Below are 23,948 nucleotides of genomic sequence, written 5' to 3' on the forward strand. Positions count from 1 at the left end.
TAACGGTTCAGTATAATTGGTGGACTGCCGGTGTTTTGGGATTGGGATTTGGAATTTGGAATTTACTTCACCAGTTTATACTCGATCTCCGGGTAGCCACGCTGCCCGCCATCCTGGCCAATTCCGGCGCTGATAAACTTTAACGCGTAATAATTGCCGGCGGGATCTTTCACTACATAAAAGCGGTCGGTCCTGATGCCGACGGTGCCGCCGGAGGTCACGCGCCATTTGCTGCCGATAGCGTCACGCTGGGCACTGTACACCAGCCTGGCGTCCGTTACATCTGCAATGGTAAAGGCGTCATAGCTAAAACCGTCTTCTTCCGTAGCCTCTGCTGCCTGCACGCCGGCCAGTGTATTGGTGTATACAAAATCAGAGAACAGGTAGGGGATGACCGCGCTGCCGCCGCCTGCAAAGTATACGCCGTAGGACCATTGTATATCCCACGCTGTCTTTTCAGGCTCTACCGCTACTACCTGATTCGTCTCCAGGGAGTAAAAAGTAAAGTTGTAGTCCGCATCCTTACTGATATCGGCCGTTTGTATAGTGGTAGCAGGCAACAGCGCGTATTGCAACCTGTACCCGTTACCGTTGCGGCTGATCTTTACTTTATACCAGGTAGCCGGGTCGGAAGCGGAGGCGGTTTCCGGTTTTACCAGGTATACCTTGTTATCGGCATCCGTGGCGGACACCGCTGCAATCACGGTTTTTGCCAGGTCGCCGTATACATCGTCCACCATGTCCATGGTGCCTTGCCCCTGTCCCAGCGCCAGGCTGACGCCTGCGGTATCGTCCAGGCTCACCTGGGTAATATCTGTTTTTTCCAGCGCTACTGCAGATGTTGCGGAGGTATAGTTGAGGATCACGCGGTAATCGCTGCCGGTATAAAAGCCCAGGTTCCAGCTTACGCGGGGCACCGCGGTCTGTTTGTCTGCGCTGAAATCCACGTACACGGAATTGGGCGCGCCGGTGCCGCCACCGCCGTCCAGCTCCATTTGCGAGCCTTCGGAGGGCGGGATCACGGGCGTTACATCATCATCGTCACTGCAGGCGCTGAAAACGCCGGCTACAGCCAGGGACAGGAATAAAGTGCGCATACGCTTCAATGTGGTTTGTTGGTAAGTGTTTGTATACATGCTATGTGTATTTTTAAAATGTCAGTATTAGCTTTTTGTCCAGCGGAAGCTGAGGCCCAGGAAATAGGAGCGGCCGTACCACATCAGCACCGGGCCGCCGGTGCTGTGCGCCTGCCCTACATCACGGGAGGTATTGCGCAGCCGGTCCACGTTAAAGAGGTTCTTTACGCCGCCGTTCACGGAAAGGAATTTATTGATGCGCTGGGTGGCCGTTACATCCGCATAGTGAAAAGCGGCTGTTTCCGCCAGGCGCACCACGGTAGCATTATCGATGTCCGCCAGTTCATAGGTGGGACGCGCGCCGCTGTACTTGTAAAAGGCGCTGAGCGAGGCGCCCATGCGTTTGAAATGCCAGGTAATATTTGCATTCACCTCCGGCGTCCAGGTAAAAGCCGGTGTGGGGTACGTTTTATTATAGGTGGTGTCGTCTGTAAACCGGTTATACCGGCCGATATAAGAAAAGCCCAGGGAGGCCTGCAGCGCTTTCCAGTGCAGCGTATGCTCCAGCATGCCCCCCGTGGTCCTGAATTTATTTATATTGATATAGGTGCTAATGGCAGGATCGGATGCGTCATACCCGATATCTATCAGGTTATCAAAATGATTGTAGAAGCCCGACAGGGCTACGGTGTAGCGGAGGGCGCCACGACCGGGCACCTGCCAGTTAAGGGAGCCGTTCACGCTATGGGAATATTCCGCCTTCAGGTCAGGGTTGCCCTGGATAGCATGGCTGGCGTCAAAGAAATAAAAGTACAGCTCCCGCAGGGCCGGCGCGCGGAACCCGCGCCCGTAAGACAGGCGCAGGTCCATATGCTTGTTCAGGGAAAACCTGGTATTAATGGATGGAATGGCCGGCGGTGCGTCATACACCGAGTTTTTGCTGAAGCGTATACCAGGACGTATATTCATCCACGTTACAGGTTTGATCTCTGCAGAAACAAACACAGCGTAATCGCTGATCACAGGCTCGCCCTCAATGCGCTGCCCGCTGCTGGCATCGCGCCGGACCTCTATGCCCGGCTGCATCATTATTTTAGGGGATACTTTGTATTGCGCTGTGGTCCTGAAAAAGAGGGTATTGAATTTGGATACATCCTGCGCGCCTGCATCGGCGGAAAGCGTTTCCGTGTTATCCTGAAAATCCTTAATGGTGGTTTGGGTCCTTCTTTTGTAAACCTGCCAGGACAGGGCGCCGTTAAAGCTCAACCGCTCATTCAACTGCCAGGCGGCCTGGGCCTGGTGCGTATAACGGTCTGTCAGGTAATGCTGGTCTGTAGCGCGGTAGTTACCGGTATTGATGTCGCCCAGGCTGCTGATATCTTCATCCAGGTAATCCAGGCGGTACCAGGCCTCCCAGTTATTGTGGCTATAGCCCAGCATAGCGCCGCCCAACCATTGATCCTTTGGATGCCATTCCTTTTTACGGCCGGTATACTGCCCCTGCCATCCGCCAAAATCATTGCGCGTAAAGCTGCCGTTGGCAAACCATCCCTGATGGCTCCAATGCAGGGCCAGGCTTTCGTTATGCAGCCCCTTGCCATTGAAAGGCTTGTACTCTGTACCAACGGTTTCCTCCTGCACGCGGGCCGTTACGGCCAGTTGGTCTCCCTTCCCTTTTTTGGTGATCAGGTTGATCACCCCGGCCAGCGCATCCGTACCATATACCACGGACATCGGCCCTTCCACGATCTCTATGCGGTCTATGGTGTTGATGTCCATCTGGCTCAGGCTTTGCCGGGTGCTGCCACGGTCCACCAGCGGCACGCCGTCCAGCAATATTTTTACGCTCTGGCCGGACATGCCCATCAGCTCCACATCGGTTTCACCTAAAGCGGCATCATTGGAAAAGCGGATGCCCAGCTCACTGTTCAATACACCCAGTACGTCCGTAGCGCCTCTTAACTGTATCCGCTCGCTGCTGATGGTACGTATGCGGTACACGGACTGCCGGACAGACTGCTGCTGGTACTGGCCGGTCACCACGACGTCCTTTAATTGAATAGCGGTATCCTGGGCCTTGCTGCATACAGCATACAGCAGGCAGCCAAAGAGGAGCGCTCCTTTTACTTTCATCTGTTAATGTTGGTCTTTTTTATTTGCCGGATGGAACCTTGCACTAACATGTCCCTGTAAGCAAGCATGCTATGCGCGGTTTCATAAGTATACCTGTGTTTTTGCGCTCAGATCAACGCATACACCTGCTGCATCAGTAAAGCCTCTTCTACTGCAGCCAGCATATCCGCCCATTCCGCTTTTGTAAAGGTGAAGCTGATGTCGTGGCAGGGTGAATGCATGATCACCCGATCCGCAGCATCCGGAAATGGCAGGGCGTAATCGTCAAATTTCCGCTGGAGCAATGTTGTCCTGAACTGTAAAAGATCCTCCGGCGTAAAACTCAGCAGGAGGTTGGCATGCCATAAAAAGATCATCTTGCAATGCTGGCACTGGCTGATATGCGCCAGCCCGGTTTGTGCCAGGGTTCTTGTCTCACACATACGTTGCTTGTTTAAGATACACACTGCCGCCATTGGCCTGCCCGGACCCGCCATGCGCATGCCATTACGGCCGGCACAGCGGGCCTGGCAGATTGGTTTTCATAGCATAGCAATAGCTATGTAGTGCTAAATAGATTTATTAATGAAAAATGCCGGCGGAGAGTGGCATTACAAAAATAGACAGTAGTACGTATGCAGCATGCTCCAATCAGGAAAAGAATTTACGCTAAAGGGAAAGAAAATGTAAAATTTCAAGTGTAAAATGCTAAATATAAAAGTCGGCGGAAACTTTTACATTTTAAATTTGGCATTTAACATTTTACATTCTTCCCACCAACTCCCTCCATGCCTGCAGCTCGGGGTGTCCCGGCTTGCGCTTGCCGAAGAACTGCACGATCATTTCCTGCCGGGCATCAAATACCTCTACGGAGGTAACGGTGCCGTCTGCGGATGGCTTTTCCACTACCCAGCATTGCGCAATAGCATCCGTTTTCAGGTGCAGGTTAAAGTCCGGGTCCATAACATTGATCCAGCCTGGTATCTCCAGTATGTTGTGTACCGGGCCGGTATGTATTTCAATGTTGCCATGGTTGCTGACAAATACCATGATCTCCAGCCCGGTGTCAGCCGCCTGTTCCAACAATGTTTTTACGCAGTCGTTGCCCACGCGGCGGGCAAATTTCCCTTCCGCTATTTCCAGCGCCTGTATGCGCGATACATCATAGCGCTTCAGCATGGGAAAGAAATCGTGCGTATCCTGCAGCGCGGCCCATTCCTGCAGGAAGGCCCGCCCGTCCACCTGCTCCGCGTATACGGGAGCGGGAGCAGCCGGCAGCAGGGCGATGTTGTCCGGTTGCGTAGCTGCGGTAAAGTCCTGCACCAATTGTTCCCAGGCTGACAGCACGGTTGCTGCCAGGGCGTATATCTTGATCACGGCATGGCCCTGCCCGTCAAATACCTGCAGGCTCCTTTTAAATCCCAGCGCGGCATCGTCCTGCACGGCAAAACCATATGTCCATTTGGAGAAGAACATGCGCAGGTCAATATCCTTACCTACCACTACGCCTACATGCCGGCTTTCCACGCGTACGTCTTCAAATATGCCTTTCCGCTCTATCACGCAGCTTTCGTTACGGGTCAGCACCATTACCTTTCCCAGCGCCGGCATCCGCTGCAGCAATGCGGGAAAATCGTGCCGCAGGTGTATCACCCGCGGACCGGTGCAGGCGGCTATCAACTGGCCTTCGCTTACCTGCAGGGTATGCGCGGCGTCCCGGATACGTGTTTTCGGATGTTGCTGCCGGAAGGCCATCCACTGTTCTCTCAGGTGGGATGTAGTTGTTGTGCTCATGTTGTTTAACATACTTTTATTGCCTTATCGGCAGATGATGAAAATAAGGTAGCGGCGGTGTTGGTCACCACCATGGGATAGGCGCAAAGCGGGTGATGCAGCACAGACACTTCCACGCCGAAACAGTCCCGGATATGCGCAGCGGTCAGCACCTCGTCCACCGGCCCCTGCGCCTGTACGCGGCCCTGCTGCAACATGATGATGCGCTGTGCATAAGCAGCGGCCAACTGGAAATCATGCAGCACGGCCAGCACCAGCACTCCCCGCCGGGCCAGTTGCGCCGCCAGTTGCAGGGACAATTGCTGGTGGAGTATATCCATTCCCGTTACCGGCTCGTCCAGCAGCAGCATTTTCCGCCCGGTATAATCAGTAGCATGCAGGTCCGGCGCTTCCAGCAACTGGGCCAGCACCCGCGCCATCTGCACCCGTTGTTGCTGCCCGCCGGACAGCGTGGTGTAGGCCCGGTCTTTCAGGTCGTACACCTGCAGCAGGCGCAGGGCATAGGTAACAATGGCTTTGTCCTGCGCACCTGCCTCCCCCCGGTATACATAACGCCCCATACCGGCCACTTCCGCCGCTGTAAAGGGCAACTGCAGGGCCAGGTGCTGCGACAGCACTGCCCGCTGCCTGGCCTGCTCCGCCGCCGGAATAGCGTGCAGCTCGCGCCCGTTCAGCGCAATGCTGCCCTGGTAGTGCATATACTCGCCGGCAATGGTGCGCAGCAGGGTGGACTTCCCGGCGCCGTTAGCGCCCATCAGCACGCACAGCTCCCCCGGCCGGGCATGCACATGCACCTGCTCCAGTATGCGGGACCGGCCCAATGTCAGCGATACATTTTTTACAAGCAGCATTATATGGTCATTGTTCTTTTCTCTTTTAATATCAGCCAGATGAACACCGGCGCGCCGGCAATAGCGGTAATGATACCCACCGGCAGCTCCGCCGGCGCTATCATGGTGCGGCTCAGCAGGTCAGCCACGGTTAGCAGCACCGCACCTGCCAGGGCGGCGCAGGGAAGCAGTACCCGGTGATCCGGGCCGGTGAGCTGCCGTATCATATGCGGCACTACCAGGCCTATAAAACCGATGATGCCTGCCACAGCCACGCCGGCTGCTACGGCCATGGTGGAGTAGATGATCAACTGTGTTTTCAGCGTGCTCACCTTCACCCCGCTGTGCATGGCTTCCCGCTCGCCCAGGGCAAACACGTTCAGCGCAGGCGCCATCCGTGGCAGCAGCAGCAGCGGCACCAGCACAAAAGGCAGCACGGCGGCGACCGTTTGCCAACTGGCGCCTCCCAGGCTGCCCAGCGTCCAGAAAGTGATACTGCGCAATTGCTCGTTGTCCGCCACATAGGTCATCAGGCCGGTAAAAGCGCCGCACAGCGCATTGATGGCAATGCCTCCCAGCAGCATGACGGCTACAATGGCCCTGTTACCGTAAATGGATATACGAAAAACGATCCACACCGTTACGATAGCGCCGGCAAAAGTGACCAGGTTATGCGCATAGCTTTGCCATATACCGGCGGACTGCCCTGCATGTACTGCAAACAGCCAGGGCTGCAGCACGATCATGATAGCTGCCGTGACCGACGCACCGGCGCTGACGCCTATCAGTGCAGGATCTGCCAGCGGGTTCCGGAAAAGGCCCTGCAGGGAGGCGCCCGCTATGCCCAGGCCCGCGCCTATCAATACGGCCAGTATCACCCTCGGCAGGCGAATGACCCACAATACCGCGATCATCTGCTCCGGGTACGCCACCGGCAACCGGATGCCGGCCTGCTCCAGTAAAATGGCGATCACCTGCAGGGGCGACATCTGCATGGCCCCGGTGCCGGTGGCAATAATGATCACCAGCAGCAATAAGATGCCCAGCAGGCTAATGCTGCTGATCCCTTGTACACGCTTCTTCATGTAAACGGTCCTCCCCTCAGGCGTTGATCTTTTCCGATAATTCCCGGATGGCCTGGATCAGCCGCGGCCCGAAACCGGACAACAATTGCCCGTCCATGGTCACTACCTTCTGTTTTTTGCCGGCCGTGGTTTGCGGGATGCCGGGCACTTTCAGCAAACCGTTCACACCACCCAGGCTTTGCAGGCCGGTGTCAAACAGCAGTATTACATCCGGGTTGGCGGCCACCAGGGCTTCCGGGGTCAGCAGCTTGAAATCCCTGAAACCGGTGGCGGCATTGTGCGCGCCGGCCAGCGTAATGATCCTGTCCAGCGGGGTTTCCCTGCCGGCTACCATCATGGTGCCGGCGCCGCGCGCGTAGATAAATAATACCTTTTTGGACTGCTGTACAATGTGCAGCGCCTGCCGCTCTTTGTCCAGTTGCCGGCACAGGGCTTCTCCTTTACCAGGCGCCTGCAGCGCGGCGGCCACCTCCAGGATCAGCTTTTTAGTGCCCTCCACGGAATATTCCTGCTCCAGCACCACGGTTTTGACACCCGTGTGCTTGAATTGATCGATCACAGCAGGCGGGAGGAAATTGGCGGTAGCCAGGATCAGGTCCGGGCGCAAGGCCAGTACGGGCTCTGCAGAGATGTTGCGGTTATGGCCCACTTTGGGCAGCTTTTGTACGGTAGCGGGATAGGTGCTGGTCACATCTACTCCTGCCAGTTGCTGCTCAAACCCGAGCGCGCAGATAATTTCCGTAATGGTGCCGTTCAGGGAAACGATGCGCTGGTACCCCTCACGGGCAGCAGCAGCAGTGCTCAGCAGCAGGCAGGCAGCAAATAGTATAATGGTGGGCCGTAGCCTTTTAAGTTGCATAAGTAATTAGTTGTTTGAGCTATGTATATAAGTTATAGAATGAATGGTTGACCCTACCCGGGGTTCAGGCCAACCACCACCCACCAGAGCACTTTACTCCGCCATGCTCCGGCAAGCATTTTATGGGGAAAATATACCGCGTCCTGTACAATGTACCGGACCACGGGAAAACAGGAAGAATGAAGTATGAAATATGAAGCAGGAAGTAAAGACGCAGGAGAGTGTTTCGCTAAGATCATCCTACCTCATACTTCTGATATCTTACTTCATATTATATCGGCGGAGTAAAGGAGTACAACAAAGCTACGTCACGCAAATGTAAAACATTGATCAAATCGGGAATTTAAACCGGGGTATTTACGCAAAAAGAAAAACATTCCGATGAACCAAACCGCCTTCGGATTGTTCTTAAAGATATGAGGCACGAAGTAGGAAGTAAGATGTAGAAAATAGGATGATCACAGCGGAACACTTTCCTACGTCCTACATCCTACCCCCTACTTCTTATTTCTATGCATCTATCAACTTAAACTGTATCTTATGGACTGGGATGAAATTCTGGACCCCCTATCGCCACTTTACCAGGAAGCAATGTACGAGCAACAACAATTGGTGAATATGCAGGACGGCCTGATCGCCGCCACCAAAAAAATAATTGAAGAGGTGTACCCGCAGATCTACCACCTGGAATCAGCCGGGTACAAAGAGCTGGAAGCAGTGATCATTACAGAATGCGTTAAATTCTCCTGCAAGATCAACGAGGTGATGAACCGGTATCACACCGGTAAATAAGGCTACCGTACCCGGCAATGGATCCGGCGGGCGTGCAGGCCGGCCACAATGCCATAGCCGTTCTCAATATTGGTATACACTTTTATCGGTTGTCCCAGTATATTGGTGCTATCCTGCCCGTTCTCCACCTGGTTGTTAAGACTTTGCAGGTACCTGTAGCCACTTTCCGATAGCCCGGCCACTTCCGCCACAACATAATCATAGTTGACCTGCTGCTGGGTTTGCAGCACCAGCAGCACCTCCTTTCCCGCGATCCGCTCATCATGGATCACCACATCCTTGTAGTAGGAATCGCTGACAATATCCGCGAAGTTATTATTGTAAGCAGGGTCCAGCCGGAAATCTATTTTCTGGTAGGGTTGTATAACGCCATCCACACTGTCTGCCTTATACAGGCGGATACGGTAATAATTGGTTGCCGCTGCCGGGTCTTCCAGGATAAAGCGGATGCTGTTGGCCGTTCGCAGGGCGCTCAGGCTATGCACCACCGGCTCCGCGGGCAGGCTGTCCGATCCGCTCACCGGCGTCAGCCCTGTTGCCGTTGCGGTAACGGTATAACGTTGCCCCGGCCTGGCAGGCAGTTCCGATACAAAATATCCCCGCCCGTTTATCTGCTGCCAGTGCAGCGGTGCAAACGGCGCCCCGTTTTCCAGCAATGCCACCTGTGCATCCGGCAACTCGTCAAACTGCAGGTCGTCCAGCACGGCCACCGGCTCACTGCGGGTTACCCGGATATACACCGGGCTGTCTGCCTGGATAAAGGTATTCACTACGATCCTGTCGCCCTCATAGGGTAAGTGCAGGTCGGCGTCCTGCCGGCAGGCCACGGACAGCATCAACAACGTTAACGTACAAACGATAATTGCGCGCATAGCTCATTCATTTTAAAAACGCACGGCATAAGTAATGCTGGGCATGATCGGCAGCAGCGTTACCTGCGCCAGCTTTCTCTCCTGCTCTTCATGATCTGTTCTTACATAGTAATAGAACGGGTTCTGCTGGTTATAGGCATTGAACAGGCTGAAATTCCAGCTTTTGGTCCAGTGCTTTTTCTTTTTGGTGTAGGTAATGCCAATATCCAGCCGGTGGGTGCTGGCCGCCCGGAAGCTGTTGCGCGGCCCCAATACATCCACCCGGGGCGGCGGCTCCTGGTCCGGGTCGTAAGGCGAAGGCTCCGTAATACCCTCATGGGAAGCTACCGGCAGCGTAAGCGGCATACCGGTGGCAAACTGCCAGTTGGCAGAAAGCTCCCAGCGCTTGCCCAGATGCTGCACAAACACCAGCTCTATGGTATGCCGGGGGTCATACTTGTAGGGAAAGGTGCGCCCCTCATTCACCTCCGCAAACCGGCGGGTAGACCAGGCCAGGGTATATCCTATCCACCCGCGGGTTTTGCCCTGCTTTTTCTCCATCAGCAGTTCCGCCCCATAGCTGCGCCCCTTGCCGATGATCACCTGCTCATCCCACTTTTCCCCGGCGGCGGTAAAGATGTTGGCCTCCTCCGTATACTCGATCACGTTATTCATGTTTTTGTAGTACCCCTCCAGCGAGAACTCGTACTGGTTATCCGGGGTGGTTTTGGCAACACCCAGGGTCACCTGTTTGGACAGCATGGGCTTTACCCGCCGGGTAGAAGGCACCCAGAGGTCTGTAGGCAGGGTAGTGGTATTGTTGGAAAGCAGGTGCAGGGGCTGGCTCATATGGGTGTAGGCCAGCTTCAGGGCCCAGTTTCCCGGCAGCAGGTAGCGCAGGCCCAGGCGCGGCTGTATGGACAGGTAGAAGCGGTTCTCCACCAGGAAGCCCGCAGCATGCAGGCCGGTATTCACATGCAGGTTTTTGGTCAGTTGCCAGTCGTCCTCCCCGTACATCACCATTTCCACGCCTACCGTATTGAAGTTGTTATAAGAGGTGTCCGGGGGCGACTGCGCATCGGAGTGATCCTCGAAATAATACGTTCCCGGTTTGAAAATATGCGTCGTGGAGCCCAGGCCGAACTTTATAGCATGGTCCGGCCGGGGACGGTAGTCAAAATCGATCTTGCCCACTGCCGCCTGCACGCGGGAATGGTACCTCCCGTACAGGTCAGACCTTTCATCAATGTTGAGCGCCTCATAGTGGTAATTGTACTGCGTAAGGAAGAAGTACTGGGAGTAATTGAACGTAACATTGGAGAACAGTTGCTGGTTGAACACATGGTTCCAGCGCAGCGTGCCGGTAAGGTTGCCCCATCCCAGCTTGAACTTGCTGTTTTCCCGGTACTGCTTCTGCACCGGCGGCGTGGCGTCTTCATAATCATATTCCTGTTTCAGGCTCACGGCGTCCTCCCCGCCAAAAGCGCTCAGGTAAATGCGGTCCTTCGGGGAAAAGATATGATTGATCCGGACATTCACATCGTAAAAAAAAGCAAACAGGTCGCCGTTCTCTCCGTCACCAAACGCCTCGCCTATCAGCGGCTTTGCCAGGATATCCAGGTAAGAGCGGCGGCCCGATATAATGAAAGAGGTCTTGTCTTTCCAGAGTGGCCCTTCCACCATAAATTTGGCGGCAATGGTGCTGATGGAAACATCCCCGTGGAAAGCCTTCATATCCCCGTCTTTCATGGAAATATCCACGATGGAGGACAAGCGGCCGCCATAGCGGGCCGGGAAAGCGCCCTTGTACAGGTCCGCGTTCTTTACAATATCCGGGTTAAACACAGAAAAAATGCCGAACACGTGGGAGGAATTAAATACCGGCGTACCGTCCAGCAGTACCAGGTTCTGGTCCGGGCTGCCACCGCGCACGCTCATGCCGCCGGTACCTTCGGAGCCGCCGGTAACGCCGGGCAGGCTCTGGATGGTCCTTACTACGTCCGCCTCGCCCAGCAGTTTGGGCATGGCCCTTACCTCTGATACGGCGATATTTACCTTGCTCATCTGGGTCTGCTCCTGTAAATGAGGCTGCATATGCTCGGTGATCACTATTTCCTGCAGGCTGTTGCGGGGCTGCAGGGCCATGGTAATATGCCGGTCCCCGGATGCCGGCAGCGGGTAGCGCTGCGGCGTATATCCCACGTAAGACGCCAGCAGACTGCTGGTGTCCTTCTTCAGGGTAAGGCTGTAAAAGCCGTACTGGTTGGTAACGGTGCCGGCCTGCTGCGCCGGGCAGTAGACGGTGGCCCCTATCAGCTTTTCACCGGTACGGGCATCTTCCGCATAGCCGCTGATGGTACGCAGAGGCGTAGGTCTCATTGTTAATACGATCTGGTTGCCGATACGCTCATATGCAATATCATAGGGGTCCATTAAGGCCGCTATTACCTTTTTCAGGGATTTGTTACGGGCTTTGATGGTAACACGGTGGGAAAGGTTCACTACGTCACGGCTATACGAAAAATGGATGCCATATTGCTCTTCCAGCAACTGGCAGGCGGCCAGCAGGGGTTGATCCCTTAGGATAACAGTCACCTTGGTATGCCAGTCCCAGCCCAGCACCTGCAGAGGGAGGCCAAGCAGCATTCCCAGCAGCAGCTTTCCGGTAAACGACATAGATTATCAGCACATTTTTTTGATGATCAAACGGTTCAGACGGGCAGCACATTTCTATTTCAGGCTCAAAAATAGGAATAAAGTCGTGATGTGCCAGTGTGCCGCTATACATCATCACATTTATTATATTTGCAGCGCACATGTACCATCTTATCAAGAAATTACTATTCTGCTTTCCGCCGGAAAATATTCACCATGCCGTTATGCGTGGGCTGAAGCTGCTGCACGGGCTGCCCCTGGGCAAGAAGCTGATCCGGGCCTGCTGGGCTCCTAAGGGCAAAGGCCTGGAAAGGGAGCTGTGGGGGCTTCGCTTCCGCAATCCTGTAGGGCTGGCGGCCGGTTTTGATAAAGATGCAAAGTACACCGATGAACTGGCGGCGCTGGGATTTGGCTTCGTGGAGATCGGCACCGTTACCCCCCTGCCGCAGCCCGGCAATGAGCAGCCCCGCCTGTTCCGCCTGCCGGCGGACAAGGCGCTGATCAACCGCATGGGCTTTAATAACGAAGGCGCCAAAGCAGCGGCCAAAAGACTGCAAAAACGCCGGTCCGGTATTATCATCGGCGGCAACATCGGGAAGAACAAACAAACCCCGAACGAAGAAGCGGTGAGCGATTATGAAAAATGCTTTCACGCCCTGTTTGACGTAGTGGATTATTTCGTGGTAAACGTCAGCTCACCCAATACTCCCAACCTGCGGGCGTTGCAGGAAAAAGAGCCGCTCAAGCAACTGCTGCACCACCTGCAGTTGCTGAATACCCAGAAAAGCAGGCCCAAACCCATCCTGCTGAAAATAGCGCCGGACCTTAGCCATGAGCAACTGGACGATATCATAGAAATTGTGCAGGAAACCGGCCTGGCCGGCATTGTAGCTACCAATACCACCATCAGCCGCGAAGGGCTGCAAACCCCGGCGGAAGAGGTAACCGCCATGAGTGCAGGCGGCCTGAGCGGGCTGCCGGTAAAGGACAAAGCCACTGCCGTGATCCGGTATATATATGAACGTTCCGGGAAAAAAATTCCCATTATTGCGGCGGGCGGCATCTTTACTGCAGACGACGCCAGGGAGAAACTGGCGGCCGGCGCGGTATTGGTACAGGTATATACCGGTTTTATATATGAGGGGCCGGCTATTGTGAAAAATATCTGCACAGGTTTAGCTGATAAATAAAATTACTATGGAATACTTGTTAACAACTGAATCGCTCATCAGCCTGCTGACGCTGGTGGTACTGGAAGTAGTGCTTGGCATTGACAACGTTATTTTCGTTTCTATCGTTATGAACCGGCTGCCGGCGCACAAGCGGCTGCAGGCCCGCCGCATCTGGATGATCACCGGTATAGCCGTCCGCGTTACCCTGTTGTTGTTTATCGGTTATATCGTAAGGGCGGTAAATCCGCTCTTTCACATTGGCAGCCATGGTTTCAGCCTCCGCGATCTTATCATGCTGGGAGGCGGGCTGTTCCTGCTGGTAAAAACCACTATGGAGATCCACCACAAGCTGGAAGGCGAGGAAGAGGTGAATGCAAAGGGCAAGGCCAAGGCTGGGGCTACCCTCCTGAACGTGGTAGGCCAGATCATACTGATAGACCTGGTATTCTCATTTGACAGTATTATTACAGCGGTGGGACTGGCCAAGCACGTGCCCATCATGATCATCGCCGTAGTCATCGCCATGATCGTCATGTTCCTGTTCGCGCCCCGCATCAGTAACTTTATTCATAAACATCCCACGCTGAAAATGCTGGCCCTTTCCTTCCTGGTAATGGTAGGCGGCATCCTGATCATCGAAGGCTGGAATGCGGAAAAGGCCCATGAGCTGCACCTGAAGAACTACGCCTATTTTGCCATGGCCTTTTCTTTTGGTGTGGAGCTGCTGAACATGGCCATACGGAAAAAGTCCGCGCCGCCGGTAGAACTGCGGGAACCGAAACCGGAGGAGTGAGATTAACGTGTGGCATTCACCCATTCACCGCATTCATCAGCACACAAGCCACCACGCCCGCTGTTTCCGTACGCAACCGGGTATTACCCAGGGATACCGGCTGAAAGCCCCGTTCCAGGGCCAGGCTTATTTCCTCCGGTGTAAAATCCCCCTCCGGACCTATTAATATCAGCGTATCCCTGCCGGGCTGCATGGCCTGCTGTAAGGGCGTTTTCTGCTCCGGCTGGCAATGGGCAATGAACTGCTGGGGCACAGCGCTTTCCTGCACCAGCGCTTCAAAAGTAAGGGGCGCAGCCAGCTCCGGCAGCCAGGACTGTTGCGATTGCAGCATGGCGGCCACCAGTATATTCTCCAGCCTTTCTGTTTTGAACTTTTCCTTTTCCGTGCGCCGGGTCAGCAGGGGGATGATGGATTGCACACCTATTTCCGTAGCCTTTTCCAGGAACCATTCTATACGCGAAGCATTCTTGGTAAATGAAATGGCTATACGTAATGCCGGCGCCGGCGGGGGAACAGTGGTATGGCCGCTTACCTGCACCATGCACTTCTTCCGGTTGTCGTCCAGAATAGCGGCGGTGAACTGCTGCCCCCGGCCATTGGTGAGCAGTACGGGCTGCCCCTTTTCCCGGCGCAGCACCTGTATGCAGTATTTGGAGGTAGCTTCATCCATCGTGTAAGTATCCTCCCCCGGCATTAGTGCCTTCGCATAGAAAACAGGCAGTTCCATAACACAATTAATGATTAAAAATTAAGAATTAGTAATAATAAAGCGGGGTTTCAACATAACATTGCAGTATTTGTAGTTCCGGTCGGACATGATTGCCTTCATAAAACATTGCATAGCGATTATTAATTATTAATTATAATTTTTTTGTTTTAACCTGAAACCGAACGAATAACAGCACCGATGCCACCAGCAACCCCAGTAACAGTCCCCACCAGATGCCCTGTATGCCGTAACCCAAGTAGATACCCAGCAGGTAGCCCACCGGCAGGCCCAGGCCCCAGTAAGCCAGCAGGGTAATAATAGTGGGCACCTTTACATCGCCCATACCCCGCAGAATGCCCAGCCCCACGACCTGCGTACCGTCAAACAACTGGAAAAAAGCGGCGATGATCAGCAGGTGGCTGGCAATGGCGATCACCGCCGGCTCCTGTATGTACAGGCGGGGCAACAGGGTGTTGCCCAGCATAAACACCAGCGCGGCAGCGCCCATCAGCACCAGCACCATGTGGTAGCTGGCAATGGCGGACAAGCGCAGCTCCCGGAACTGGCCGGCGCCCAGGTGGTTGCCGCTTTTAATGCCCGCTGCGGCCGATACGCCGCTGGCCATCATATAGGTCATCGTAGCCAGGCTGATGGCGATCTGGTGGGCCGCCAGCTCCCGGGCGCCTATCCAGCCCACCATCACCACCGCTCCGCTGAAGGCGCTGACCTCGAAAATATACTGCAGGGCCACCGGCGTGCCAATGCCCAGTATTTTGCGGATAGTGGCGCGGGACACGTCCCTGAAATGAAATTGCTGCAGGTAGGGCTTGAAACGGCGCGCCCGCAGCACGTACAGCGCCATGCTGGCCCCCATCAGCAACCGGTCCGTAAGCGTGGCAATGCCTACCCCGATCACGCCCATACGCGGCAGGCCAAACAGGCCGTACACCAGGGTAATGCCCAGCAGCACATTGATCACGTTGCCTACAATGCTGATGTTCATGGCCTGCCGGGTAAATCCCAGCCCTTCTGCAAACTGCTTAAAGGAAAGGTATACCATCAGCGGCAGGAAGGAAATGCCCAGGAACTGCAGGAAAGGCCGTGCCTGCGCCGCCACGGCGGGCGGCTGGTCCAGCAAATGGATGTAGTAGCTGCCGGTAATGATCACCGCGCAGAGCAGCAGGCCGGTCACCAGGTTGATCAGCAGGCTCTGGCTCAGCAGGCACCCGCAATAGGCGCGGTTACCCCGCCCGTTTTCCTGCGCTATCAGCGGCGTAAGCCCGTAAGACATACCGATGCCGGTAACCATGAACACCGTGAAGATGCTATTGCCCAGGGATACGGCCGCCAGCGGCACCTCCCCGGTATGGCCGATCACAATGCTGTCCGACAGGCCTACCAGGGTATGCCCCAATTGGGAGATCACTACAGGATAGGCTAAACGGAAATTGTCTTTATAATACGGTTTGTATCTGTTAAGCATAACGAAGAAAGAAGAGGGAGAAAGAAGAAGGGAAAAAGGAGAAAAGATATGCCCCTTTCTCCTTTTTCCCTTCTTCTTTCTCCATTTAAATTAGAACGGAGCGTCTTCCAGCCCTTCATCCTCAAAGTCCATATCGTTCATCTTGGACCCTTTCTGGATGTACAGCTTGGCCTCGTCGCCGCCGCCCTGCGGGCGCATGCCGGCAAACGGACTGGGGCCACCGCCGCCGCTGAAGCCACCGCCGCCTTCCAGGCTGCCGTCGTCCTCAAAACGCTGGAACTCCAGTACAGCGCGCAGCTTGATGGTGTCCAACTGGCCGTTACGGTGCTTGGCTATACGCACGTGGGTCTCGCCCTTGTTGGATTCACCCATTTCATTGGTGGTGATCTCGTAGTACTCGGGGCGGTACAGGAAGCATACCATGTCCGCATCCTGCTCAATGGCGCCGGATTCGCGCAGGTCGCTCAACTGGGGCATCTTGTTCCCGTCCTTCCGCTTTTCCACGTCACGGCTCAACTGGGAAAGGGCGATCACCGGTACATGCAGCTCCTTGGCCAGGCCCTTCAGGTCGCGGGATATTTTACTGATCTCCTGCTCACGGTTGCTGTTACGGCCTTCGCCGCCGCCGCTCATCAACTGCAGGTAGTCTATGATGATAACGCCTACGCCGTGGTTGTGCACCAGGCGGCGGCATTTGGCGCGCAACTCAAAGATGTTGAGCGCCGGGGTATCGTCTATAAAGATGGGCGCTTTGGCCAGGCGTTCTATACCATGCGTCATCAGCTTCTTCATCTCATACTCTTCCAGCTTGCCGCGGGCGATCTTTTCCAGCTTTATCTCCGACTCGGCGGACAGGATACGCTGTACGATCTGCCCGGACGACATTTCCAGGGAGAAGATGGCCGCGCCTTTGGGAAAGCGGGGGTGCAGCGCCGCATTACGCGCCAGGTTCAGCGCGAAGGCTGTTTTACCCACGGATGGACGGGCGGCCAGAATGATAAGGTCCGTAGGCTGCCAGCCATAGGTCACCTTGTCCAGCGAGGGGAAGCCGGAAGGCACCCCGGTAATATCGTCGCCCTTGTTGCGCAGGTCCTCGATACGTTTCATGGTGTTCACCAGCACCCGGTCTATGGAGTCATAGTTCTTCCGCAGGTGGTTGTTGGTGATCTCGAACAGCTTGGATTCCGCCCCGTCCAGCAGGTCAAATACATCGGCTGTATCCTCGTAAGCCTCGCTCAGTATCTCCCCGGAAATGCGGATCAGCTCCCGCTGGATGAACTTCTGCAGGATAATGCGCGCATGCGCTTCAATATTGGCGGAAGATACAACGGTGTTGGTAAGGCGGGTTACATAAAAGGGGCCCCCGATCATGTCCAGCTCTGCGGAGGACTTCAGTTCCTCCACCACGGTGAGAATGTCCACCGGCATGGATTTGGCGGCTAAGCGCTGCATGGAGGCGAATATCCGCTGATGGGCTTCCACGTAAAAGCACTCCGGCTTCAGGATCTCGATTACCGTGTCAAAAGCCCCTTTTTCCAGCATAATGGCGCCCAATACCGCTTCTTCCATATCCCTGGACTGGGGAGGGATTTTTCCGTACACCATGGAGGACACATCAATGGACGGCTTTCTACGTACATTATTACGGTCTTTCTTTAGATTGAGATCCATTTATGTTCAATGAATTAAAAAAAATGAATGAAATCGATTACTGTCATGGCTTTTATACCCCCGAGGCTTTACAATTTTTTTCGCATTCCAGTATTAATTCTTCTTTATGAAATTGTAAACTTTTTTGAGCCGTAAAAACTAAGGTAACGGCATTTTTCCATTAAAGCCCTACGATGACCGGACTATTTTTATCAAACCGCATTCACAGGTTATACACACGCAAAATGACAGTTATCCACTGACTGGTATCCGGTTTTCCACCAATAAGCATAAAAGTACCCTGCAAATCTCCGATTATTCACACACTTTGTGCAAAAAGATTTTCCACAATTTTCTTGCCCGGTAATTCACATTTTTTCGAGGGGCATATGCCACATTCGCCATCCGCACATTAATATTATCTTTACACCACTTTATTAACTGATCAAATGACTATTTCTTACAATTGGCTTTGTGAATATTTGCCGGTACAGCCGTCACCGGAGGAACTGTCCGTTATTTTAACCGCTATCGGCCTGGAAGTGGAAAGCCTGGAGCAGTTCGAATCCATCAAAGGCAGCCTGGAAGGGCTGGTGATAGGTGAAGTGCTGACCGTGGACAGGCATCCCAATGCCGACAAGCTGCAGCTCACTACCGTTAATACCGGCAACGGCACGCCCCTGCGCATTGTTTGCGGCGCGCCCAATGTAGCCGCCGGGCAGAAAGTAGTGGTAGCCCCCATCGGCGCCACCATTTACCCCGTAACCGGGGAGCCGCTCACCATGAAAAAGGCGAAAATACGCGGAGAAGAAAGTGAAGGCATGATTTGCGCCGAAGACGAGATAGGCCTGGGCAGCAGCCATGCCGGCATTATGGTGTTGGACGCCGCCCTGCAGCCCGGCACCCCTGCGCGGAACGTGTTCAATCCCGTACAGGATTGGGTATACGAAATAGGGCTCACGCCCAACCGCATGGATGCCATGAGCCATATAGGCGTGGCCCGCGACGTATGCGCCTACTTTAATAACCTGGAAAACACCTCCGGGTACCAGGTAAAGCTGCCGGCCCTGCTGGAGCTGCCCAAAGCAGACGCGCCCCTTACCATCGCCGTAATGGTGGAGAACACCACCGCCTGCCCCCGTTACAGCGGTATTTCCATTACCGGGGTGCAAACCGCCCCCTCGCCGGACTGGCTGCGCAACAAACTGCTGGCCATCGGGGTACGGCCTATTAATAATATAGTAGACATTACCAACTTCATACTGCACGAAACCGGCCAGCCCCTGCATGCTTTTGATGCAGACGCCATCGCCAAAGGGGAGGTCATTGTAAAGAACCTGCCCGCCGGCACCCCCTTTGTAACGCTGGATGAAAAAGAGCGCAAGCTGGATGCAGCGGACCTCATGATCTGCGACGGCAACGGGGAGGGCATGTGTATAGCCGGCGTGTTCGGCGGCCTGCATTCCGGCGTTACGGAGCAGACCCGCAACATTTTCCTGGAAAGCGCCTGCTTCAGCCCGGCCAGCATACGGCCTACCTCTTTCCGGCACGGCCTGCGCACGGATGCGGCTACCCGCTTTGAAAAAGGAGTGGATATTTCCGGTACCCTCTTTGCCCTGCAGCGGGCCGCCGCGCTCATCTGCGAGCTGGCCAGCGGCCGGGTAGCTTCTCCTGTAACGGACGTGTACCCGCAGCCCAAACCCAGAACGGAGGTGCGCGTTACCTGGGCCTATATTAAAAAGCTGAGCGGCAAGGAATACGGCACGCAAAAGGTGCAGCACATTCTCCGCAGCCTGGGATTTGAGATACTGGAAACTGATTCCGAAGGCCTGCGGGTAAGCGTACCCTACAGCAAGCCGGATATCTCCATCCCGGCCGACATCGTGGAGGAGATCATGCGAATAGACGGCCTGGACAATATTGAAATACCCGCCCAGGTGCTGATCACACCGTCCATTACCGCCAGGCCGGACCGGGAAGCGGTACGGGAAAAAATAGCCGGTTACCTGGCCGCCAACGGCTTCCATGAAATATTCACGAACTCCATCACCAACAGCAAATACTTCCCGCCCGAAGTGCTGGAGCGTACCGTGAAAATGATCAACAACCTCAGCGCGGACCTGGATGTAATGCGCCCTTCCATGCTGGAGACCGGCCTGGAAAGCATTGCCTATAACCTGAACCGGCGCAACGAGGACCTGCTGTTCTTTGAATTCGGCAAGACCTACGCCCTTGCCGGGGACAACAAGTACGGGGAAACCGAGCACCTGAGCCTGTACCTCACCGGCCGCAAAAGGCCGGAAAGCTGGCTGTACCAGGCAGCGCCGGTAGATTTTTACTACCTGAAGGGATACGTGGGCAACATACTGGCCCAACTGGGCATCAGGGAACTGCAATGGGCGGAGGCGGAAACAGCCGGCCTGCAGCATGCCTGGCAGATAAAGGTCCGTGGGCAGCAACTGGTGGTGCTGGGCGCCGTAGCCCCCGAAAAGCTGAAACAGTTTGACATCAGGCAGCCGGTATGGTTTGCGGACATCAACTGGCAGGCCGTTTTGGCCGCCTTGCCAAAAAAGGATAACTTTTACAGCGAAATCCCGAAATTCCCGGCCGTGCGCAGAGACCTGGCGCTGGTGCTGGACAAAAAAGTGCGCTTTGCCGATGTGGAAGCCACGGCACGGGCCGTGAAATCGCCCTTGCTGCAACATATCAACCTTTTCGACGTTTTTGAGAGTGAGAAACTGGGCGCCAACAAGCAATCCTACGCGGTGAGCTTTACCTTCCAGGACATCCGCAAAACCTTGACAGATAAGGAGATAGACACCGTAATGGACAAGCTGGTAAAGGCTTTTGAAACGCAGCTACAGGCGCAGATCAGGAAATAACGGGCTAATGGGATTGGAGCAACACATACAACGCATTGAGGAAAAACTGTTCCTCCTGCTGAAAAAACTGCAGCAGGAGCAGGCGGACAATGCTTTGCTGAAAGAGCAGCTCCAGTTGCAACAGCAGGAAACCAGCCGGCAGCAGCAAACTATTGCTATGCTGGAAGAAAAGTTGCATCTTGCAAAAATAGCGGGCGTTGCAGGCGGTAAACCTGCCACCCCGGAAGAAGACGAAGAATTTAAGAAGGAAATGCGCAACCGGATCAATGATTATATCAGGGAAATAGACAGGTGCATTGCGCTGCTGAACGGATAAGACAATGGAACAACTGATCCCCGTAAACATAGTAGTGGCAGACCGCTCCTACCGGATCAAGATAAAACCGGAGGAGGAGGAAGCCGTGCGCCGGATCATGAAGGAGGTGAACGAAAAGATCATCGAATTCAAAACGGCCTATGCCGGTAAAGACCTGCAGGACTATATTGCCATGGCCCTTATTATGTACGCCACCCACCCGGTGACCAGCGGCGGTAAGGCCCAGGCCGACATGGCCCCTTTTTTACAGGAAAAGTTGCAACGGCTGGAAGAGTTGTTAGACGAACAGTTGAAATGATGTGCAAACGAACAGCGATAGCTGGAAAAACAGAATAACAGGTAGTAATATAAATTTATTTCATAAATACATAACAATCTGAAATAAAACAAGTTACTCACTAACCCTTCCTGGAGCCTTGTGTACATGCGTACTTCCGGCTCATCTGTACATCCGCTTATCCGCACTTCTGCACATTATTTTTGTTATTTTCGCGCGTCAAGTTCTACCGCCCCCCAGATGGGAACTGGCGAAGAATGCAATATATATTCAATTTTAAATTTTTTATATGGATATTACTTTTATAACGACAATAGCCGCAGTGGTGGCGTTGATCATTGGTATTGTGTTAGGTAAGGTGATTTTTGCCAAGAACACGCAGCACAAAATACAGGAAGCAGAGCAACAGGCACAGAAGATCATATCGGATGCACAGGTAAGCGCTGAGAACCTCAAAAAGGACAAGTTACTGGAAGCCAAAGAGAAATACCTGCAGATGAAGAGTGAGCACGAAAAGGAAGTGATACAGCGCAACCAGAAGCTGGCCGACGCAGAGAACCGCATCAAGCAAAAAGAGCTGAGCCTCAACCAGAAGCATGAGCACGTGCAGAAACAGGTACAGGAGAACGAAGCCATCAAGGAGAACCTCGGCAGGCAGATGGAGCTGGTAGCCATCAAGCGCAACGACCTGGAAAAACACCAGGAAGAGCACATCCGCCGCCTGGAAAAAGTAGCCGGCCTTACCGCGGAAGAAGCCAAACACCAGTTGGTGGAAAGCCTGAAGGAAGAAGCCCGCTCACAGGCCCTGGCCCATATCCAGGAGATCATCGAGGACGCCAAGACAAAAGCCAATAAAGAAGCCAAAAAGATCATCATACAGTCCATCCAGCGTACCGCGGCCGAGCAGACCATTGAGAATGCCATTACCGTGTTCAACCTGGAAAGCGACGAGATCAAGGGCCAGATCATCGGCCGTGAAGGCCGTAACATACGCGCCATTGAGGCCGCTACCGGCGTGGACCTGATCGTGGACGACACCCCGGAAGCGATCGTATTATCCTCCTTCGATCCCCTCCGCCGCGAAATTGCCCGCCTCTCCCTGCAGCGCCTGGTGCAGGACGGCCGTATCCACCCCGCCCGTATCGAGGAAGTGGTGGAAAAGACCAAGAAGATGCTGGAAGAGCAGGTAATGGACATCGGGGAAAGGACCGTGATAGAGCTGGGCATCCATGGCCTGCATAAGGAGCTGGTACGCCTGGTGGGTAAAATGCGCTTCCGCTCCTCCTACGGGCAGAACCTGCTGATGCACTCCAAGGAAACCGCCAACCTGTGCGGCGTGATGGCGGCAGAGCTGGGACTGAACCCCAAGCTGGCCAAACGCGCCGGCCTGCTGCACGATATAGGCAAGGTGCCCGATGAAGAGACCGAGCTGAGCCACGCCCTGCTGGGCGCCAAGCTCTGCGAGAAATATGGTGAGCACGCCGCCGTGGTGAATGCCGTAGGCGCCCACCACGATGAAATGGAAATGCAGTACGTGATCTCCCCCATTGTGCAGGCCTGTGACGCCATCAGCGGCGCCCGTCCCGGCGCCCGCCGCGAGATCATGCAGAGCTACCTGCAGCGTATCAAGGACCTGGAGAACCTGGCCCTGGCCCACGATGGCGTGGAAAAGGCCTATGCCATCCAGGCCGGCCGCGAGCTGCGCGTGATTGTGGAAAGCGACAAGGTAACGGACAACGATGCGGACCGCCTTTCCTTCGACATCGCTACCAAGATACAGACGGAAATGCAGTATCCCGGCCAGATCAAGGTAACCGTGATACGCGAAAAACGCGCGGTGAACGTAGCCCGCTAAAAACAGTCGTTTATCGTAAAAAATATAGGGCCCGGCAGTTGATGCCGGGCCTTTTTTATTATCTTAACGGCCTGTAAATAAATACCTGTTATGCAAAATACCACGTCACTACGCGGACGGTTGTACGCCGGACTGCTGGCAGCAGGATGCCTGTTGATGGCCTCCGCCGCCTTTGCCCAGAAAGCCACTACCCTCTTCAACGGAAAGAACCTTGACGGCTGGAAGATCTACGGTACGGAGAAATGGTATGTGGACAATGGCAACCTGGTATGCGAGAGCGGGCCGGACAAAGAATACGGCTACCTGGCTACAGAACAGGAGTTCAGGGATTTTGAGCTGAGCCTGGATTTTAAGCAGGAGGCCAACGGCAACAGCGGCGTATTCTTCCATTCTTCCATAGAAGGCACCAAAATAACCGGCTGGCAGGCAGAAGTAGCCCCTCCCGGGTCGCATACCGGCGGTATCTATGAATCCTACGGCCGGGGATGGCTCATACAGCCCCCTGCAGACAAAGACCACTACCTGCAGATGGGCGAATGGAATACCATGAAAATACGCGTAAAAGGCAACAAGGTCACCACCTGGCTCAATGGCCATCAAATGATCACCCTCACGGACAAAAAAATAGGCAGCCGCAGCGGGCAGATAGCCCTGCAGATCCACTCTGGCGGCGGCATTAAAGTACGCTGGCGCAATATCTGGATCCGGGAGTTGTAGTAACCGGGCTCATCCTGCCTGTCTGAATTTTTCTTTATAA

At 54.5% G+C, this 23,948-nt stretch carries 20 protein-coding genes; 8 read left to right on the plus strand and 12 right to left on the minus strand.

Going from position 1 to position 23,948, the window contains the following annotated elements; genetic code table 11:
- Positions 1-62: 62 nt before the first annotated feature.
- The 7 genes from LX66_RS02010 to LX66_RS02040 form a co-directional block, all read right to left on the minus strand.
- Entirely contained in the window at positions 63-1,097 is a 1,035-nt protein-coding gene (locus LX66_RS02010; protein WP_158642506.1) for an HmuY family protein, read from the minus strand.
- Between the two features lie 66 nt (positions 1,098-1,163).
- Positions 1,164-3,209, minus strand: a complete 2,046-nt coding sequence (locus LX66_RS02015; RefSeq protein WP_145710222.1) for a TonB-dependent receptor plug domain-containing protein — start codon at positions 3,207-3,209, stop codon at positions 1,164-1,166.
- Between the two features lie 107 nt (positions 3,210-3,316).
- Positions 3,317-3,631 (minus strand): DUF6686 family protein, encoded by a 315-nt coding sequence (locus tag LX66_RS02020; RefSeq protein ID WP_145710223.1) that lies wholly within the window; start codon positions 3,629-3,631, stop codon positions 3,317-3,319.
- A 319-nt stretch (positions 3,632-3,950) separates the two neighbouring features.
- On the minus strand, positions 3,951-4,982 hold the full coding sequence (locus LX66_RS02025; RefSeq protein ID WP_158642507.1) for a hemin-degrading factor: 1,032 nt from the start codon (positions 4,980-4,982) through the stop codon (positions 3,951-3,953).
- 5 nt (positions 4,983-4,987) lie between these two features.
- Positions 4,988-5,833 carry a heme ABC transporter ATP-binding protein gene (locus LX66_RS02030; RefSeq protein ID WP_145710225.1) on the minus strand — a complete coding sequence of 282 codons (846 nt, stop codon included), beginning with the start codon at positions 5,831-5,833 and terminating at the stop codon, positions 4,988-4,990.
- A complete protein-coding gene (locus tag LX66_RS02035) occupies positions 5,833-6,897 on the minus strand; it encodes a FecCD family ABC transporter permease (protein ID WP_145710226.1) in 1,065 nt (354 codons plus the stop codon). Before LX66_RS02035 ends, LX66_RS02030 begins: the two co-directional genes overlap by 1 nt.
- A gap of 16 nt (positions 6,898-6,913) precedes the next feature.
- Entirely contained in the window at positions 6,914-7,756 is an 843-nt protein-coding gene (locus tag LX66_RS02040) for a heme/hemin ABC transporter substrate-binding protein (RefSeq protein ID WP_145710227.1), read from the minus strand.
- A gap of 540 nt (positions 7,757-8,296) precedes the next feature.
- Here LX66_RS02040 and LX66_RS02045 point away from each other — a divergent pair.
- Positions 8,297-8,548: a hypothetical protein gene (locus tag LX66_RS02045; RefSeq protein ID WP_145710228.1), complete on the plus strand. Its 252-nt coding sequence runs from the start codon at positions 8,297-8,299 to the stop codon at positions 8,546-8,548.
- Between the two features lie 2 nt (positions 8,549-8,550).
- On the opposite strand, the gene LX66_RS02050 is transcribed toward LX66_RS02045, so the two are convergent.
- Both LX66_RS02050 and LX66_RS02055 read right to left on the minus strand, forming a co-directional pair.
- Positions 8,551-9,420 (minus strand): DUF4249 domain-containing protein, encoded by an 870-nt coding sequence (locus LX66_RS02050; protein WP_145710229.1) that lies wholly within the window; start codon positions 9,418-9,420, stop codon positions 8,551-8,553.
- A 12-nt stretch (positions 9,421-9,432) separates the two neighbouring features.
- Positions 9,433-12,075 carry a TonB-dependent receptor gene (locus tag LX66_RS02055; protein WP_145710230.1) on the minus strand — a complete coding sequence of 881 codons (2,643 nt, stop codon included), beginning with the start codon at positions 12,073-12,075 and terminating at the stop codon, positions 9,433-9,435.
- Between the two features lie 140 nt (positions 12,076-12,215).
- Here LX66_RS02055 and LX66_RS02060 point away from each other — a divergent pair, with 140 nt between their 5' ends.
- Both LX66_RS02060 and LX66_RS02065 read left to right on the plus strand, forming a co-directional pair.
- Positions 12,216-13,244 carry a quinone-dependent dihydroorotate dehydrogenase gene (locus tag LX66_RS02060; RefSeq protein ID WP_145710231.1) on the plus strand — a complete coding sequence of 343 codons (1,029 nt, stop codon included), beginning with the start codon at positions 12,216-12,218 and terminating at the stop codon, positions 13,242-13,244.
- Positions 13,245-13,251: 7 nt separating this feature from the next.
- Entirely contained in the window at positions 13,252-14,019 is a 768-nt protein-coding gene (locus LX66_RS02065; protein ID WP_145710232.1) for a TerC family protein, read from the plus strand.
- A gap of 16 nt (positions 14,020-14,035) precedes the next feature.
- Here LX66_RS02065 and LX66_RS02070 read toward each other — a convergent pair whose 3' ends face one another.
- From LX66_RS02070 to dnaB, 3 genes are all read right to left on the minus strand, one after another.
- Complete coding sequence (locus tag LX66_RS02070; protein WP_145710233.1) at positions 14,036-14,746, minus strand: RsmE family RNA methyltransferase; 711 nt, start codon at positions 14,744-14,746, stop codon at positions 14,036-14,038.
- Positions 14,747-14,879: 133 nt separating this feature from the next.
- Positions 14,880-16,211: an MATE family efflux transporter gene (locus LX66_RS02075; protein ID WP_145710234.1), complete on the minus strand. Its 1,332-nt coding sequence runs from the start codon at positions 16,209-16,211 to the stop codon at positions 14,880-14,882.
- Between the two features lie 90 nt (positions 16,212-16,301).
- Positions 16,302-17,882 carry a replicative DNA helicase gene (gene dnaB, locus LX66_RS02080; RefSeq protein ID WP_145710235.1) on the minus strand — a complete coding sequence of 527 codons (1,581 nt, stop codon included), beginning with the start codon at positions 17,880-17,882 and terminating at the stop codon, positions 16,302-16,304.
- 428 nt (positions 17,883-18,310) lie between these two features.
- On the opposite strand from dnaB, the gene pheT reads away from it, so the two are divergent.
- The 5 genes from pheT (at position 18,311) to LX66_RS02105 (ending at position 23,908) form a co-directional block, all read left to right on the plus strand.
- Positions 18,311-20,743 carry a phenylalanine--tRNA ligase subunit beta gene (gene pheT / locus LX66_RS02085; RefSeq protein ID WP_145710236.1) on the plus strand — a complete coding sequence of 811 codons (2,433 nt, stop codon included), beginning with the start codon at positions 18,311-18,313 and terminating at the stop codon, positions 20,741-20,743.
- Positions 20,744-20,750: 7 nt separating this feature from the next.
- Entirely contained in the window at positions 20,751-21,059 is a 309-nt protein-coding gene (locus LX66_RS02090) for a hypothetical protein (RefSeq protein WP_145710237.1), read from the plus strand.
- Positions 21,060-21,063: 4 nt separating this feature from the next.
- Entirely contained in the window at positions 21,064-21,357 is a 294-nt protein-coding gene (locus tag LX66_RS02095; RefSeq protein ID WP_145710238.1) for a cell division protein ZapA, read from the plus strand.
- A gap of 268 nt (positions 21,358-21,625) precedes the next feature.
- Positions 21,626-23,191, plus strand: a complete 1,566-nt coding sequence (gene rny / locus LX66_RS02100) for a ribonuclease Y (protein WP_145710239.1) — start codon at positions 21,626-21,628, stop codon at positions 23,189-23,191.
- A 90-nt stretch (positions 23,192-23,281) separates the two neighbouring features.
- Complete coding sequence (locus LX66_RS02105; RefSeq protein WP_145710240.1) at positions 23,282-23,908, plus strand: 3-keto-disaccharide hydrolase; 627 nt, start codon at positions 23,282-23,284, stop codon at positions 23,906-23,908.
- The last annotated feature ends 40 nt before the right edge of the window (positions 23,909-23,948 follow it).

The sequence above is a fragment of the Chitinophaga japonensis genome (assembly GCF_007830125.1).
GTDB lineage: Bacteria > Bacteroidota > Bacteroidia > Chitinophagales > Chitinophagaceae > Chitinophaga > Chitinophaga japonensis.